We start from the raw sequence: 15,531 nt of genomic DNA, 5'->3' as shown, positions 1-15,531 counted from the left end.
TTATCTCTCATAAAAAAGTGGAGTGCGGGTGAGTATTCAATTGAGTGTGTTATTGATTGATACCATCAGACGGTAAAACCCATCCAATGCTCCCTGCATTTTTTCAGGCGATACAATGCAATCTACCGCTAACAACGCTTTGATTTCGTAGCCCGCTCGTCCCTTGCCAAAGACCGCCTGCCCCGTCACGACCCAGGGCAATGCGTGTTGCAGTAGAACAAGTAACTTCTGTGCATGAACATCAACATTGAAGTGACTGTTCAACCGACTCCACATCCACACCCTGTCATTTTCAACAGTAAAAATAATCGGACTGATCGTTTTGAAGTTAATCTCAATAGACGAATGAAGATCGAAAGCGCCAATGTGCTCCTTGGAAATTCCGATAGTTAGCAGAGTCGCACGCAAAGTACTCGAGATATCAAAGTTCATACCTGTAATCCCGTGAGATCGAAGGGCGTTGTTGTTGGCCGTGTTCCTTGGGGACCTGGATGCTGGCGTCACTTATCGGGTGCGCCAGGGTTCGGACAATAAGTGGTCAGTCGCGACGAAAGGGTTCCGCTCGCCAGCCTCGGCACTTACGCCAATCGAAACCGTGCAGTGTTGTCACTCAGTGCCTGGCTGCCCTTGCTCAGCGTGTCGGCCGCCTGGTTCACCGCGCGCGCGCCGTCGAGCAGGCGCCCGGCGGCCTGGTCGACCTGCTGGATATTGCCGCTCACTTCATCCGCCGTCGTGGCCTGTTCCTCCACTGCCGTGGCGATTTGCGCCAAGGTGTCGGTAACGTTCTGCACCGCGCCGGCGATCTCGCCCAATCGAACGCCAAGCCCGGTGACCGATTGCGCATCCGTCAGTGCTTGTTCGCAGGCGGCGCCCATCAGGGTAACTGCCTGACTGACCGTCGCGCGCAGGCTGTCCACAGTGTCGGCGATCTGTGCGGTCGAGGCCTGTGTGCGTTGTGACAGACTGCGCACTTCATCAGCGACCACGGCAAACCCCCGGCCCTGCTCGCCGGCGCGGGCGGCTTCGATGGCGGCGTTGAGTGCCAGCAGATTGGTCTGTTCGGCGATGCCCCGAATGGTATCGACCACCGATTGAATCTGCTGGCCCTGCTGGTTGACTTGCTCCAGCGCATTGGCGGTGTCAGTCAGGCGTTGATTGAGCTGCTGGATGCTGGCCGTGGTGCGCTGGCTGTCGCGACTACTGTCCTCGGCAATGCGCCGGGTTTGTTGGGCGCTGCTCGAGGCTTGTTCGCAACTGCGGGCAACGCCCATGGAGGTGGCGGCCAATTGGGTAGCAGCGGCGGCAATCTGGCTGATCTGGTGTTGCTGGTCTTCGACCTCGTTGAGGGTACTGCCCGATTGCGAGTTGAGGGTCTGTACCGCTGAGCCAAGCTGCTGGGTTTCGTGATTGACACCTAACAGACTGGTGCGCAATTGCACCACTGCGACGTTCAAGGCAGCGCTGATCGCGGCGAGCTCGTCGCGCCCCTCAACGGCCACTTCCACACACAGATTGCCGTCTCGCAAGGATTCGGCCAAGGTGGTGATACCGCTGGCGCTGCGCCGGATCGAGGCTTGCAGGCAAATGAACAGATACAACGCTGCCAACGCCAGCAGGCTGAACGTCGCCGCCAACGGGACAAATTGCTGCATGGAACGCGTGTGGTAATAGCTCAAGCGCGCATCCAGCGACGTCAGCGACTGGTTACGCAGTGCGGCCAAACCGTCGAGCATGCCGTCGACACTGGTTTCGAAGGCCGCCGTATCGAGCTTGATGGTGCCGCCGAACACGCCCTCGTCGAGCACTTTGAGTTCGTTGTCCAGCCGTTGCAGGCTGTTGTCGTACTGCGTGGTCCAGGGACCTAGCCCCACGTATTGCTTGGCTCTAAGGGGGGCAGCGGCCTTAACCAACTGGTCCCGTGCATCGCCAATGCGGCTGCGCAGGTCACGCATCTGCAAACGGCTTTGCAGGGTGAACTGCCCCGAGGCGATGGATGACTGACCCACACTGGCCATGCGGCCGATCCGCTCAATCAGGTCAGGCGTTTGCTGGGTGGAAATCTGCATCAACAGGTAGGTTTCCAACCACGGGTCCAGGATCAAGCCGGTATCCTGGGTGATCTGCTCGCGCAGGGTTTGCATCGCGGTCAGGGCCAAGGTGAAGCGGTCGTAGCCGTCCGGCCACCAGCCCACGGTGCGCAGGGATTGGGAATCCATGCCCTTGACTGTGGCCTGTAACGCTTCGAAGCGGGCCAGGATATCGGCGCTGGCGTTCTGGGACTTTAGTGAATCGCCCAACGCTTGCAGGCTTTGCAGGATCACTGGGAAATTCGCATCCACCTTGTCCATCGCCGCCTTCGCCGCCGGCGTCGGAGCGTGCAGTATATCTGCCGCTTTCCACCGCGCGGCCAGGTTGCGCTGGGCCGTCAATTGGTCATCCAACGCGTCCAAGGCGATTAATTGCCGAACGCCGGACTGCTCGCTCGATATCACGGTTAATTTGTCGCGATAGTCCGAGCCAATCGTCCATAGGCTACCCGCCAGGGGCAGCATGAACAGCAAGAACAGGATCTGGAACTTGCGCGCAAAGCCGAAACGACCCAGCAGGCGGATACCCGGTGATAAAAGGCTGTGCATGTCCGACCACTCTCCAAAAACGACCCACGCGGTGCACCGCTGGGTGAAGCCTTGAAATGACTAACGGCAAAATGCCATGTCATTGATTGAGAAGCCACAAGCAAAAAATGGGCCTATGAAGGAACGCCCCGAAATAGGCGGGCTCGCACCAAATAAACAACGAGAAACGCACGAAAATGGGGCAGAAACACTCACCCCCAGAGCGCCCCTGTAACTAATGGCGCAAACACCCGGCACAACCCCCATCCCTGTGGGGGCTGGAGAATTTGAATGAACGTGTGTCAAGCCAGTAGCGCGGCAATCCACCTGGCCTGCTGGGAAATCTCCTGCCGCGTCTCTTCAGGCACCGCCTGCCGCGCGCGCTCCAGGCTGGCCAGAGTCTTTTGCTTTTGATGCAACATGCGCTGCCACTTGGCCAGGAACGCAGGACTGCGCGCCTGCATCTGCAGCGGGCCGAAGTACAGCTGTTCGGCGCTATAAGCCACCGGCCCAGCGCGCTCGGCGACGATGATTTCGTAGTAGAAGCGGTTCTCCCACAGCAGCTCTTCACTGAGAATGGAATAACCGTTATCCATCAGCCATTGGCGCACGGGTTGCTCGCCGCCGTTGGGTTGCAGGATCAGCCGTTCCTGGCCACTCAAGTAAGACTTGCCGTTTTCGAGAATGTCGCGAATCGTCTCGCCACCCATGCCGCAAACGCTGATCGCGGTGATGCCGTCACGGGGTTCGATGGCGGCCAAGCCATCGGCCAGGCGCACCGTAATCTGCTGCTCCAGGCCATTGGAGCGTACGGTGCGCTGCGCCGCATGGAATGGCGTAGCAGCCACCTCCCCCGCTACCGCCGCCACGATCAAACCACGGCGCATCAAGGCCACCGGCAAATAGCCGTGGTCGGAGCCAATATCCGCCAGGCGCGCGCCAGTCGGTACGTTCGCCCCCACGCGCTCCAGGCGCATGGATAAAGTGTGTTCGTTCAACGGCCCTGCTCCCCCGAAAAACGGTCCCGGCTGTTGGTCAGGTGCAGCACCATGGCGGCGCGTGAGGCGTCAGGGTCCTGGCGTTTGATCGCGTTGAAGATCGCCTCGTGCTCCAGGTTCGCCAGTTGCCCCAATTGGGCAAAGTCGGCGCCGCCACGCTCGTCACCCTTGAGCTGGGTGCGCGGAATCATCGCGCTCCCCAGGTGCAGCATGATCTCGGTAAAAAACGTGTTGCCGGTGGCCTCGGCGATCAGTTGGTGAAAGCGTTTGTCTTCTTCCACACAAGTGTCGTTGTTGGCCAGGGACGCCTGGTAATCGTCGAGCGCCTGGCGCATGTGGGCCAGTTGAACGTCGGTTCGACGCACCGCTGCCAGCGCTACGGCCTGTACCTCCAGGCCCAGACGCAACTCGAGCATATTGCGCACGCTGGCCACCGTGTCCACATGCAGGCGCAAACCCTGCTGGGCGTGCAGCGCCAATACAAAGGTGCCGATGCCGTGACGGGTTTCCACCAGGCCAGACGCCTGCAGTTTCGAGAGCGCTTCGCGCACGACGGTTCGGCTCACGCCATGCTCAAGCACGATGGTGGATTCCGATGGCAATTTCTCACCGGGCTTCAACTGGCCAAGCAGGATGCGCTGGGTCAGCGCATCGACCACGCCTTGGGCAAGGTTGGTGGAGCGTCTGCGCAGGGGGGTTCCACTTTCAATGGGCATTGCTACAAGTCCACGGGGCTGAGCTGGAGGGAGCTTAACACCCCGCCCGGCGACGGGCCCGGCTTGATTAAAAAAACCATCAACTTGTATGACAACTAACCATACCGCTCACGTTTTTCACTCGAACCATTGCGACTCTCCCAAACAATCAGACCATTCAAAACCTGCATAAAACCAAGTAAAACCTATAACAAAAACCAAAAAACCTGATCTACACAGGGCGTTATAAGCACAAAAACACGCACCATTGCATTGCGATCTCACGAAACCTACTTGTATGATGTCTATCAACAAAACACGCAAACCCGCATAAAAATAATCAGGGGGAGTTTTGAATTGTGAACAATTCAAGCCATGCATCTGCCGCACCAGAAAGCGATTCGGTCCTCGCACGCGCCGTGAGCAAAGTGAAGGGCCATGTGCTCCCACTGTTCGTGATCATGTTCATCCTCAACTACATCGACCGGGTCAATATCGGCTTTGTGCGCACGCACATGGAGCATGACCTGGGCATTGGCGCCGCCGCCTATGGATTCGGCGCCGGACTGTTCTTCATCGGCTACGCCCTGTTCGAAGTGCCCTCCAATATGCTGCTGCAGAAGGTCGGGGCGCGAATCTGGCTGACCCGCATCATGTTCACCTGGGGCATCGTCGCGACGATGATGGCGTTCATCCAGAACGAAACCCACTTCTACATCCTGCGCTTCCTGCTGGGCGTGGCCGAAGCCGGCTTCTTCCCTGGGGTGATCTACTACTTCACCCGCTGGCTGCCCGGCGTGGAGCGTGGTAAAGCCATCGCGATTTTCCTCAGCGGCTCGGCGGTCGCCTCACTGATTTCCGGTCCTCTCTCAGGCGCACTGTTGCAGATCGAAGGGTTTGGCTTCCACGGCTGGCAGTGGATGTTTGCCATTGAAGGCCTGGCCTCGGTGGCGCTGGGGTTCTTTGTGTGGTTCTGGCTGGACTCCAAACCCCACGACGCCAAATGGATGACCCGCGAAGAACAAGACGCATTGGTCAATGCCATCGACCAGGAACAGCTCGAACGTGAAGCCCTCACCACCGTCAAACCGACCCTCGGCACGTTGCTGAAAGACCGCCAGATCCTGCTGTTTTGCGCGCTGTATTTCTGCATCCAACTGACGATCTACGCGGCGACATTCTGGCTGCCGAGCATCATCAAAAAGATGGGCGACTTGAGTGATATACAGGTCGGCCTCTTCAACTCGATTCCATGGCTGATCTCGATCATCGCCATGTACACCTTCGCCTCGCTGTCGGGCAAGTTCAAGTTCCAGCAGGCCTGGGTGGCGGCGGCGCTGTTGATTGCCGCCGCAGGCATGTTCATGTCCACCATCGGCGGGCCGATCTTTGCCTTTGTGGCGATCTGCTTTGCGGCCATCGGCTTCAAGTCGGCGTCGTCGCTGTTCTGGCCGATTCCCCAGGGTTACCTGGATGCGCGCATTGCCGCCGCGGTGATCGCGCTGATCAACTCGATCGGTAACCTGGGCGGTTTCGTTGCACCGACCACCTTTGGCTTTCTGGAACAGACCACCGGTTCGATCCAGGGCGGCCTCTATGGCCTGGCCGGCACCTCGGTGCTCGCTGCGATCCTGGTATTTTTTGCCAAGACGTCGCCCTCCGCCGTGCTGGCGCCAACTGTGCCTACGGGCGCCGCCCTCAGCAAACCTCTTTGAGCCCATTTAGGAACTTGCCATGAACACTCCCGTCGTTACCCACTTCCAGGTCATCCCCGTCGCCGGCCACGACAGCATGCTGCTCAACCTCAGCGGCGCCCATGGGCCTTACTTCACGCGCAATATCGTCATTCTCAAAGACAGCGCCGGCAATACCGGCGTGGGCGAAGTACCCGGTGGCGAGCGCATCCGCGAGACCCTGGAAGACGCCCGCAGCCTGGTGATCGGCCAGCCCATTGGTCAGTACCAGCGCGTGCTCAACCAGATGCGCAGCACCTTTGCTTGCCGCGACGCGGCCGGGCGCGGCCTGCAGACGTTTGACCTGCGCATTACGATCCACGCCGTCACCGCCATGGAAGCCGCCCTGCTCGACCTGCTGGGTCAATTCCTCGACGTCCCGGTGGCCGCCTTGCTCGGCGAAGGGCAGCAGCGCGATGCCGTGAAGATGCTCGGTTACCTGTTCTACGTCGGCGACCGCAGCGCTACCAACCTCGCTTACCGCGACGAGGCCGACAGCGACGATGAATGGTTCCGCCTGCGCCACGAAAAAGCCCTGACGGCCGACGCCGTGGTGCGCCTCGCTGAGGCTGCCAAAGCCAAATACGGCTTCAACGACTTCAAGCTCAAAGGCGGCGTGCTCAGTGGCGATGCCGAAATCGAAGCCGTCACGGCCTTGGCCGAACGTTTCCCGGATGCCCGCATCACCCTAGACCCGAATGGCGCCTGGTCATTGAAAGAAGCCATCCGCCTGTGCCGAGACCAGCACCACGTACTGGCCTATGCCGAAGACCCCTGCGGTGCCGAAAACGGCTACTCAGGCCGCGAAGTCATGGCCGAATTCCGCCGCGCCACGGGGCTGAAAACCGCCACTAACATGATCGCCACCGACTGGCGCGAAATGGGCCACGCCATCCAGCTGCAATCCGTCGATATTCCTCTTGCCGACCCACACTTCTGGACGATGCAGGGCTCGGTGCGCGTCGCACAGATGTGCCATGAATGGGGCCTGACTTGGGGCTCGCACTCCAACAACCACTTCGATATTTCCCTGGCGATGTTCACCCAGGTAGCCGCCGCCGCGCCGGGCGACATTACCGCCATCGACACCCATTGGATCTGGCAGGACGGTCAACGCCTGACCAAGGCGCCACTGAAAATCGAAGGCGGCTACGTGAAAGTGCCGAGCAAGCCAGGCCTGGGTGTAGAGATCGATATGAACGCCGTGGCCAAGGCCCATGAAGTGTACAAAGGCATGGGCCTCGGGGCGCGGGATGACAGCGTGGCGATGCAATTCCTGATTCCGGGATGGCGCTTCAACAACAAGCAGCCGTGCCTGGTGCGGTAAGGCCAAAAACACGCAAATAAATATGGGAGCTGGCTTGCCTGCTCCCAGACTCGAACTGCTTCGTGCTGAAGTGCGCGTTTTCGTATTAAGGTTTTCGGACGACTGCCGGTGTTTTTTGGATCGCAATCGGCTGCACAGTCAGCTCAACCCCTAACGCCATCATCAGCTTCTGGATCGTCTCATAGCGCGTTTTTGATCCGCCTTTCAGCGTTTTGTAAAGACTCTCGCGATTAACCCCCGCCGCCTCGGCCACCTTGTTCACGCCCTGGGCTTTGGTGACCTCCGCAAGTGCCTTCATCAGTACCTGTGGGTCTTGAGACCTCATGCTTTGCGCCAGATACGCACTGATGGTGTCCGGGCTGTCGAGGAAGCGCGAAGCTTCATAGACGCGGGTACCGGACGTATCAAGATCGAGGATCGGCATATCCTCGGGTTTGAATTTCGATTCGCTCATTTCATCTACCTCTCAGGGCATCAAGAATCTCTTTCGCCCGCTTGATTCCTCTCTTCTGGTCGGTTTTATCGCTTCCCCACAGCATCAGGTAAGCGGTGATACCCGTACGCACGAAATAAATCCTGTAACCGGGCCCGACAAACACACGCATTTCACTCAAGCCGTCGCCTACCGATTCACAATCTCCAAAATTGTTTTCTCCAGCTCGGTCCAGGCGGGTCAGCACCGCCGCTTTCCCCCAAATATCCCTCATACCGTCGAGCCATGTATCAAACTCCGGCGTCCTGCCGACTAAATTGGTCACAGCATCACTTGTAGCCTACTGGCTACTTCTTGCCGATACCAGTGGAATTTTGTTTCCGGTGAGCTCCGGAAGAAAAATCCTAGTCCAGCACCTGCACAAACATCCGGTGGATACTATGAGCGCACATTTCCTCTGCGTTTAAAGCACCCGATCAAACAACGGCGCCACGTCATACCGCTGCTTCAACATCTGCGCATCCACCAGGAATTCCGGCGTGGCCTGGGCCTCGCTGACAATCGTTGGCGAGATCGGCAGCACTTTGATCGCATCGCGCTTGAACCACACTTTGGCGATTTCCGGCGCCGATTGGTTGGCCTTGCACCACGCCTCGGCGTACTCATCGACGTGCATGCTGCTCCACGCCCGAGCACGGGTGAGGCGCGCAATGAAGTCTGCGATGATCGCGCTTTTTTGCGCCAGGGCCGGCTCGTACGCCACGATGCAGGTCGGCGCGTTCATCAGGCCCATGGCGTTGCGGATCAAGGTGCTGCCCTCTTTTTCCTGCAGCGACACATAGCGTTCCCAGGTACCGAAGGCCATCATCACGCACGCTTCGGCAGCTTCCAGTTCGGACGCACGAAGTGGCAGGTATACCCATTCGGTATCCGCTCCAGATAATCCTGATGCTCAAGCTCCGCCTCCCAAAATGGCCCCGCCGGCTCAATTTCAGTTACCACACGCCCCGGCCATAACTTAGAAGCATCAACGTCTGCTGCTGTATCTTCGGCAATGCCCCTCTGCGCTTCGCTGAGGTAATAAATTGCCGAACGATAGCTGGGCCCAAGGTCATTCCCCTGCCGATTAGGCGTGCTCGGGTCATGTATCTGGAAAAAGAACTCGAGAATCTTCCGATACGTAATCACAGCCGGGTCAAAAACGATCTCAATCGCTTCGGCATGGTTACCGTGGTTGCGATAAGTAGCATTCGGCACATCGCCGCCGGTGTAGCCGACGCGCGTATGTAGCACGCCGGGATAGCGTCGGAGCAGGTCTTGCATGCCCCAGAAGCAGCCGCCGGCGAGGATGGCGGTTTCGGTTTGGTTGGTCATGGTCTGCCCCTTAAGCTCAATGGATACAGGGGTAGTTATGGGGTTGTGTTGGCCAATACCAAGGTTGAGCGGCAGATTATCCCGGTTTTAAAACCACTGCTCTCGAAGGTCACGCACTATTGGCAGGCCCAGCGGCTTCACATACTTCTCACTGAGATCAGTGTCGGGTGGATCGGTACGACGCATCTCTCACGTGCGTCACCCACTCATCAAGATCTACAGGGCTAGTCATAGGCTTCCAGGCAAGGCCCCTGCCGTAGCTCACGCGCATCCCGCGCAGGCCAAATGCGGCCATCTGTCGCATCCCGCCAACCTCCCCTCCTGCCCTCCCCCCTCCCGCCGATAACCTTATTAACCGCATGCCAATACCCTGCGCCCCCTCCCGATTGAGCCCCCACCATGAACCCACTCGCCCTTCTCAAAAAAGCCCGGCCCGACCGTCAAGGCACCACCACGCTCACCTGCACCGCCAACGAACTGGAGCCGTCTTTAGCCACCCTGCGCATCAGCCCGACGCTTATCACCGGCTTCATCTCCCCGCATCTGGACATCGACCAAATAGCCGCCAAGCTCAAGCGGCGCTTTCCCCAAAGCACCATCAGCCTGTGCACCACTGCCGGCGAGTTGTGCAACGCAGCCAAGACGCTTTACTGCGCCACTGGCGAACGCTGGGACCGGATTGTGCTGCAGTTGTTCGACGACAGCGTGATCGCTGCCGCCGAGGTGGTGATGGTGCCGTTGGAGTGTGAGGACATTCGCAGTGGCGGCAAGCGCCTGGGGATGCAGGAGCGGATTGCCAAGCTGGTAAGCAATATCAAAGGGGTGCAGGTGCATACGCAGATCGATCATCGCGATACGTTGGCCTATGTCGTGTTTGACGGGTTGTCGGCGTCGGAGTCGTTTTTCATGGAGGCGCTGTATGAGTCCGGGCGTTTTCCGTGTTTATTCGTGGGCGGGTCGGCCGGGGGCAAGTCGGACTTCCAGAAGACGCTGATTCACGACGGCCAGCGCAGTTATCAGAACCATGCGCAGATTGTGTTCCTGAAGACGGCAGCCCAAGTGCGCTTTGGCGTGTTCAAGAGCCAGAATTTCAAGCCGGCGGATTTGACCTTCAGTGTGCTGACCGCGTCGGTAGAGGACCGCACGATTGACCAGGTGATCGACAGCAGCGGCAACATCAAGAGCATGGTGCAAGCGCTGTGCGATGCGTTCAACTGCACGCCCCAGGCGCTGGAATCGAAGCTGGCGGACTACTCGTTTGCCATCCGCGTGGGCAGTGAGTTGTTCGTGCGCTCCATCGCGCGTATCGACTATGAGCAGCAGATCGTGCAGCTGTTTTGCGACGTGGCACCCGGTGAAGAGTTGGTGATGGTGCGGCGTACGCCGTTGCGTGAGGCAACGCGTTTGGACTACGAGCAATTTTTGCGCGGCAAGGGTGGCCAGCCGGTGGCGGGTATTCTAAATGACTGCATTTTGCGCCGGCTGAACAACGGCGCCGAACTGGGCAGCATGGCCGGCACGTTTGGGGATGTGCCGCTGGCGGGGTTTTCGACCTTTGGTGAAATCCTGGGGCTGAACCTGAACCAGACGCTGACCGCGATTTTCTTCTTTCGGGTGGCCAAAGGCGTCAGTTTCAATGACGAGTACGTCGACAATTTCATCGCCCATTATGGCGAGTTCAAGGCGTTTTTCCTGCGCCGGCAGGTGAAGAAACTGGCGGGCTTGAACCATGTGGTGGTCAAGCAAATTAACGCGTTCAAGAACAAAGACTTCACCGACACCCTGAATACCCGTGGGCTGGACCGCAATATCCTGCCGGTGTTCGAAGGCCTGGCAGACTTGGGCCAAGTGTTGGCGCAAGCCGAGCGGCAGCAGGAGGACATTGCTTCGCAGCTCAAGCATTACTCGGGTGAGTTGCATGCGTCGATGGATGATCTGGTGGGCACCATTGACCGGCAGAACAGCGTGTCTGCCCAGGCTGGAGCGACGGTGGAGGGGCTGTCGAGCCAGGCAGATGTCGCAGTGGAAGGTGCACGCACCCTGGCGGGTTCAAGTTTGCGTATCCAGTCGATTGTGCAAGTGATCCAGCAAATCGCCGGGCAGACCAACCTGCTGGCGCTCAACGCCGCCATCGAGGCGGCGCGCGCGGGCGACCTCGGCCGGGGCTTTGCAGTGGTGGCGGACGAAGTGCGCAAACTGGCAGAGATCACGCGTAAGAATGCGGCGGAGATTGGTGTGGATATCGACCTGCTGTCGAGCGAGATCCAGCGTGTTGCCCAGCAGATTGAGGACCAGTCCACCGGGGTGGGCGCGCTGCGCGAAATGCTCGACGCACTGGAGGCGTCAAGCCGTGCGACTGAGGGGACAGCGCAACGCACGAAGACCCTTGCGGATACGTTGACGGGGCTTACGCACGCGTAGGCCTTAAGCGGAAGGCGCGGGGGTCTGAGTCGGCTGGGCTGCAATGCGCATCAGCAAAATGCGCTTGCAGTGGCTGGTGGACAGTGGCGCTTCAGGGTTTGAAGTTTTTCATCAGTTTGAACAGATGGCCGGGCCAGATCCAACGTGTTGTTGGCTGCTCGCGGGTGTCTGCCAGGGCGTCGAGCAAGGTGTTGTTGGGCGCTTCGCCAGCAGGAATATTCAAGGGCGAGCGCTGTTGCACTTGATCGCTTAGAGGATCAGTGGGCTTGTACAGCCTACCGGTGGACTTATCCATCAAATAGCCAGCGGTCTTGCCGTGTTCGGTGAGGTGCCAGACACCATTCACGGTTTCGGTAAGTGCCTTGAAGGGCGCGAGCCTTATGTTCTTGTCCGTGGTTTGAACGACATGGTCCTCGCGCTTGGCTCTTTTGAAGGTGGCGAACTCGCTGCCCAGTGGAGGTTGATCAGCGCCTTCACTGGAGAATTTTTTTACCATCCGCTCCAGGAAGGGTATGCCCCCAATATTGGAGAACGTTCCCTGGCTCGGACTCAGGATGTATCGTAAAAAGCCCTGGTCGAGACGGGTGCTGTTGATCGCCGAGCCCTCCAGGATTCTTGACGCGTTTGCGGCGTCCTCTGGCTTGTAGTCGAACGTCACCTGGAACCCGTCCCAGTCATAGCGAACGTTGCTCCCCCCAAGTTGAAGGCCGTCACTGTAATGACGGTAGGTGCCGAGTTCTATGGCCACTCGATCTACGAAATACAGGTCCGCACCTTCCGCTTTTGCATAGGCGTACATATCCGAGATCAAGGCACGGTCATCACGGTTGAGGAAATCGGCGTGGTTTTGAGTGCCGTTGTAGACAGTGGCCGGTGGCTTGGCAACGGGGGGTTCATTGCCGTTGTACAAGCGCGAAATCATGAGGTCGCGGCCGTTAACGGAAGCTGGGGCCGACTGGGTGGCGACCTTGGGCGCCGTTGATGCCAGCGCTTCCCACGCTGCACGTCGTTCATTGACGGTGAAGGAGCCACCGTCATCCCCGACAATCAGGCTGAGCTGATTGCGCGCGAGTTCTTTAAACGGGTTGCTGTCCGTACCGTTGACGAAACCAGTGGCGTGCCGCGCCCGTGCCAGGAGCTCCGGGTTTTCGGTGCTGGGGGTTTCCGTATCGTGCTGGGCTTTATTGGCGAGGTAATGGTCACCCGTAATCGAATGGAGTGGGTTGGCGCTCATCTGGCCGGCCCGGGTTTCAGCCCGTGTTGCGGCTTCGCTCAGCTGACGAGCCAGGATTGAGACGGTGCTGCTAGTAACGTCACGGATCGTAGCTGACGCCACAGCCGTCTGATCGTTAGCGTGTGGAACCGTAGACAACGGAACGGCACTGACGGAACTACTTGTTGTCATGCGCCCGTAGGATGCGGATGCCTGAGGTTGAACAGTGATCATGGATGTTCTCCCAGCCCAGGAGCAAACCGAAGCTACCCGGCATTAGATATACGTTGGTTATCTATTTAAAAATAAACTCGAAGCAACTTAATCCCCAGCAGCTTCCACTGAGTTAGTACCTGTATTTAAATACCACTGAGTCTGCACCCGCAGGCCGAGTATAGCGGGGCGTCCCCCCGTATACATCATGATAGATTCTGACACGCGAGCCATTACCGAACGACTGAACATTGAAGTCCGACAGTGTTCCGGAAGAGTTTGGAAGAATTTTCCTGCAGTCCTCTTGAGAACTGAAGGGGCGCGAGTAGCACAACTTCACATCCTCCATGATACTTTCAGGATAGTAAGTCGTATTCCATTGCACTTCCACTAACTGTTTGGGGTCAACGAGAGTCCCCGGTGGAAAATCAGAGCTCACAATACTGAAACTTGCGAACCCTACACCGGGACTGGTATCGGAATTAGATAACACGAGCACGGGGCCGGGCGCCTCAGACTTAGGAATAGACCTTTCCTGCGCCTGCACGACTTCGTTAATGAAAATCACCAAAGCAGCAACCAATGCGAGCAGATATTTGCTTGGGCCTGAACTACGAACAAACACAATCAAGCTTTTCATAATTATCACCATAGAGTCAGGAGTTAACACGTAAGGTTCAAATCAATCCAACTGTAAGATTCACACCCGCACCATTGCACGATTAATTAACCGAATAAAGCCACCCACTTCCTAAAATAACGAAGGACAACGCCGTCATACTTAAAAGTAGGAATACGTCAGCAACTTCCTAATCCCGCCTCACCTCTATTAAAACTCCTTGTTTCAAGGCATGATGCGGCCCTCACATCAAGGACGATAAAAACTGTGAAAACCACCCTCACCGCACTGCTGCTGATTATCCTGGCAGCGCCTGTATTCGCCGAAACCACACCTATCGGCTTCAAAAACGTCACCGTCCCTGATACGCAGCGCCCATTGCAAATGGTCGTCTGGTACCCCACCGCCGCCGCCACTACACCCGAGCTGATCCGTGACGACGCAGTGTTCTTCGGCGCCCTCGCGGTGCCCGACGCGCCTGCGCAAAGCGGCGAACACCCGCTGGTGGTGCTCTCCCATGGTTACGGCGGTAACTGGGGCAACCAGGTGTGGCTGGCCAGCGCCTTGGCCCATCAGGGTTACATCGTGGCGGCGGTCAACCATCCCGGCACCACCAGCAAGGACCGCAGCCCGCAGGCTGCCGCACAGTTATGGCAACGGACCAAAGACCTGAGCCGGGCCATCGATGCGGTGATCGCTCAGCCTAAGCAGTTCGGCGCGGTGGCGAAAAACCGGATCGCCGTGGTGGGTCACTCTATTGGGGGATGGACTGCCATGGAAATTGCCGGTGCACGCTTCGACCCGGACCTCTTCGCCCGCGACTGCAATGCACACCCGAAGTTGGGCGGCTGCATCGGCTACCAGCAGATCAAACCGGCCGAGACACCGGCTGCGAAGGCCCAACTGGCCGCGACCCTGCGCGACCCACGCGTCGGCGCCGTGGTGACATTGGACCTGGGCCTGTCGCGCGGCTTCACCGACGCCAGCCTGGCCGCACTGCCGGTGCCGGCACTGGTAATTGCGGGGGGCGTGCCAACGGAGGATATGGACCCCAACCTGGAGTCCACCGATATGGTCAAGCGGTTGCCTGAAGCATCAACACACTACGTAGAGATCGCAGACGCCACTCACTTCAGCTTTATGTCGACCTGCAAGCCGGGCGGTATGGCGTTGATCGAAGAGGACTCGCCAGGCGATGGCATGATTTGCCGCGATGGTGAAGGGGCCCGACCCAGAGTAGAGATCCAACAACAGGTGGTAGGACTGATTACTACGTTTCTGCGGCAATCGTTCAGCAAATAATTAAAATTCGAACCCTTACTCACCCACGGAGTGCAACATGCAAGAGAGCAAAGAGTTGAGAGGGTTAGGAGGCTGGCTCGTGCTCGTTGGAATAGGCCTGTTTATATCGGTTATCCGCCTGAGCTATAACGTTCTCGCCGTGTATTACCCCATCTTCGCAAATGGCACTTTTACTGCTGTGACCACGCAGGGATCGTCCTTGTATAACCCGCTATGGGCGCCGATTCTGATTTCAGAAACAGTCGTCAACGTACTACTGGCTGCTACCTATGCTTATTTGGTCTACCTGTTCCTCAGGAAGCATTACGTGTTCCCCAAGGTTTATATCGCCACGGTCGTTTTTTCGGTGATTTTCATTCCGCTCGATGCCTGGATCTGCTCGTTTGTCCTGGTGAATCAGCCGCTGTTCGATGGCAACACACTAAAAGAAATGGTCCGGGCATTGTTTGGCTTGTTTATCTGGGTGCCTTACATGCTGGTATCCAAGCGGGTACAGGCAACGTTTGTAGAGCATAAGCCTGAGAGCGCTGACACTCGCACCGTCGTCAACCTTTAACAGAGCACGCTGCCCCTTGCTCCCTGCAATGG

Annotated in this window: 14 protein-coding genes and 1 pseudogene; 5 read left to right on the top strand and 10 right to left on the bottom strand. The window is 58.1% G+C overall.

Going from position 1 to position 15,531, the window contains the following annotated elements; translation table 11 throughout:
* Nucleotides 1-36: 36 nt before the first annotated feature.
* The 4 genes from AACY36_RS10600 to AACY36_RS10585 form a co-directional block, all read right to left on the bottom strand.
* Complete coding sequence (locus tag AACY36_RS10600; protein WP_339416380.1) at nucleotides 37-432, bottom strand: InvB/SpaK family type III secretion system chaperone; 396 nt, start codon at nucleotides 430-432, stop codon at nucleotides 37-39.
* A gap of 146 nt (nucleotides 433-578) precedes the next feature.
* Complete coding sequence (locus tag AACY36_RS10595; RefSeq protein ID WP_339416382.1) at nucleotides 579-2,636, bottom strand: methyl-accepting chemotaxis protein; 2,058 nt, start codon at nucleotides 2,634-2,636, stop codon at nucleotides 579-581.
* Nucleotides 2,637-2,917: 281 nt separating this feature from the next.
* A complete protein-coding gene (locus AACY36_RS10590) occupies nucleotides 2,918-3,613 on the bottom strand; it encodes a tRNA (adenine(22)-N(1))-methyltransferase (protein ID WP_339416384.1) in 696 nt (231 codons plus the stop codon).
* The gene (locus AACY36_RS10585; RefSeq protein WP_339416385.1) at nucleotides 3,610-4,329 is read right to left on the bottom strand and encodes a FadR/GntR family transcriptional regulator; all 720 of its coding nucleotides are present in this window, start codon (nucleotides 4,327-4,329) and stop codon (nucleotides 3,610-3,612) included. Before AACY36_RS10585 ends, AACY36_RS10590 begins: the two co-directional genes overlap by 4 nt.
* Nucleotides 4,330-4,667: 338 nt before the next feature.
* Between AACY36_RS10585 and AACY36_RS10580 the strand changes: the two genes are divergently transcribed.
* A complete protein-coding gene (locus tag AACY36_RS10580) occupies nucleotides 4,668-6,023 on the top strand; it encodes an MFS transporter (protein WP_339427449.1) in 1,356 nt (451 codons plus the stop codon).
* 19 nt (nucleotides 6,024-6,042) lie between these two features.
* The gene (gene gudD / locus AACY36_RS10575; RefSeq protein WP_339427448.1) at nucleotides 6,043-7,368 is read left to right on the top strand and encodes a glucarate dehydratase; all 1,326 of its coding nucleotides are present in this window, start codon (nucleotides 6,043-6,045) and stop codon (nucleotides 7,366-7,368) included.
* An 85-nt stretch (nucleotides 7,369-7,453) separates the two neighbouring features.
* On the opposite strand, the gene AACY36_RS10570 is transcribed toward gudD, so the two are convergent.
* The 4 genes and pseudogenes from AACY36_RS10570 to msrA all read right to left on the bottom strand — a co-directional run bounded on the left by AACY36_RS10570 (nucleotide 7,454) and on the right by msrA (nucleotide 9,175).
* Entirely contained in the window at nucleotides 7,454-7,822 is a 369-nt protein-coding gene (locus AACY36_RS10570) for an addiction module antidote protein (RefSeq protein ID WP_339416392.1), read from the bottom strand.
* Between the two features lies 1 nt (nucleotide 7,823).
* A complete protein-coding gene (locus AACY36_RS10565; RefSeq protein WP_339427447.1) occupies nucleotides 7,824-8,126 on the bottom strand; it encodes a type II toxin-antitoxin system RelE/ParE family toxin in 303 nt (100 codons plus the stop codon).
* Nucleotides 8,127-8,264: 138 nt separating this feature from the next.
* A pseudogene (locus AACY36_RS10560) lies at nucleotides 8,265-8,663 on the bottom strand (ABC transporter substrate-binding protein); the annotation flags it as partial.
* Between the two features lie 5 nt (nucleotides 8,664-8,668).
* The gene (gene msrA, locus AACY36_RS10555; RefSeq protein WP_339416393.1) at nucleotides 8,669-9,175 is read right to left on the bottom strand and encodes a peptide-methionine (S)-S-oxide reductase MsrA; all 507 of its coding nucleotides are present in this window, start codon (nucleotides 9,173-9,175) and stop codon (nucleotides 8,669-8,671) included.
* A 399-nt stretch (nucleotides 9,176-9,574) separates the two neighbouring features.
* Here msrA and AACY36_RS10550 point away from each other — a divergent pair, with 399 nt between their 5' ends.
* Nucleotides 9,575-11,596, top strand: coding sequence for an FIST N-terminal domain-containing protein (locus AACY36_RS10550; RefSeq protein ID WP_339427446.1), 2,022 nt, complete (start codon nucleotides 9,575-9,577; stop codon nucleotides 11,594-11,596).
* 91 nt (nucleotides 11,597-11,687) lie between these two features.
* Here the strand turns inward: AACY36_RS10550 and AACY36_RS10545 are convergent, their stop codons facing one another.
* Together AACY36_RS10545 and AACY36_RS10540 are read right to left on the bottom strand one after the other, a co-directional pair.
* Nucleotides 11,688-13,043 carry a hypothetical protein gene (locus tag AACY36_RS10545; RefSeq protein ID WP_339416396.1) on the bottom strand — a complete coding sequence of 452 codons (1,356 nt, stop codon included), beginning with the start codon at nucleotides 13,041-13,043 and terminating at the stop codon, nucleotides 11,688-11,690.
* A gap of 112 nt (nucleotides 13,044-13,155) precedes the next feature.
* Complete coding sequence (locus AACY36_RS10540; protein WP_339416398.1) at nucleotides 13,156-13,662, bottom strand: hypothetical protein; 507 nt, start codon at nucleotides 13,660-13,662, stop codon at nucleotides 13,156-13,158.
* A 246-nt stretch (nucleotides 13,663-13,908) separates the two neighbouring features.
* Between AACY36_RS10540 and AACY36_RS10535 the strand changes: the two genes are divergently transcribed.
* Nucleotides 13,909-14,943, top strand: coding sequence for an alpha/beta hydrolase family protein (locus AACY36_RS10535; protein ID WP_339416399.1), 1,035 nt, complete (start codon nucleotides 13,909-13,911; stop codon nucleotides 14,941-14,943).
* 37 nt (nucleotides 14,944-14,980) lie between these two features.
* A complete protein-coding gene (locus AACY36_RS10530; RefSeq protein WP_339416401.1) occupies nucleotides 14,981-15,499 on the top strand; it encodes a DUF2569 domain-containing protein in 519 nt (172 codons plus the stop codon).
* Nucleotides 15,500-15,531: the final 32 nt, after the last annotated feature.

The sequence above is a fragment of the Pseudomonas sp. EA_15y_Pfl1_P101 genome (assembly GCF_963970835.1).
GTDB lineage: Bacteria > Pseudomonadota > Gammaproteobacteria > Pseudomonadales > Pseudomonadaceae > Aquipseudomonas > Aquipseudomonas tritici.
The sequence above is the reverse complement of the archived record's forward strand: the minus strand, read 5'-3'. Positions and strand labels throughout refer to the sequence as shown.

Coding starts and splice junctions, on each gene's coding strand:
- AACY36_RS10540 (WP_339416398.1), bottom strand. CDS start 13,662: ATGAAAAGCTTGATTGTGTTTGTTCGTAGTTCAGGCCCAAGCAAATAT.
- AACY36_RS10595 (WP_339416382.1), bottom strand. CDS start 2,636: ATGCACAGCCTTTTATCACCGGGTATCCGCCTGCTGGGTCGTTTCGGC.
- gudD (WP_339427448.1), top strand. CDS start 6,043: ATGAACACTCCCGTCGTTACCCACTTCCAGGTCATCCCCGTCGCCGGC.
- AACY36_RS10585 (WP_339416385.1), bottom strand. CDS start 4,329: ATGCCCATTGAAAGTGGAACCCCCCTGCGCAGACGCTCCACCAACCTT.
- AACY36_RS10570 (WP_339416392.1), bottom strand. CDS start 7,822: ATGAGCGAATCGAAATTCAAACCCGAGGATATGCCGATCCTCGATCTT.
- AACY36_RS10545 (WP_339416396.1), bottom strand. CDS start 13,043: ATGATCACTGTTCAACCTCAGGCATCCGCATCCTACGGGCGCATGACA.
- AACY36_RS10530 (WP_339416401.1), top strand. CDS start 14,981: ATGCAAGAGAGCAAAGAGTTGAGAGGGTTAGGAGGCTGGCTCGTGCTC.
- AACY36_RS10600 (WP_339416380.1), bottom strand. CDS start 432: ATGAACTTTGATATCTCGAGTACTTTGCGTGCGACTCTGCTAACTATC.
- msrA (WP_339416393.1), bottom strand. CDS start 9,175: ATGACCAACCAAACCGAAACCGCCATCCTCGCCGGCGGCTGCTTCTGG.
- AACY36_RS10550 (WP_339427446.1), top strand. CDS start 9,575: ATGAACCCACTCGCCCTTCTCAAAAAAGCCCGGCCCGACCGTCAAGGC.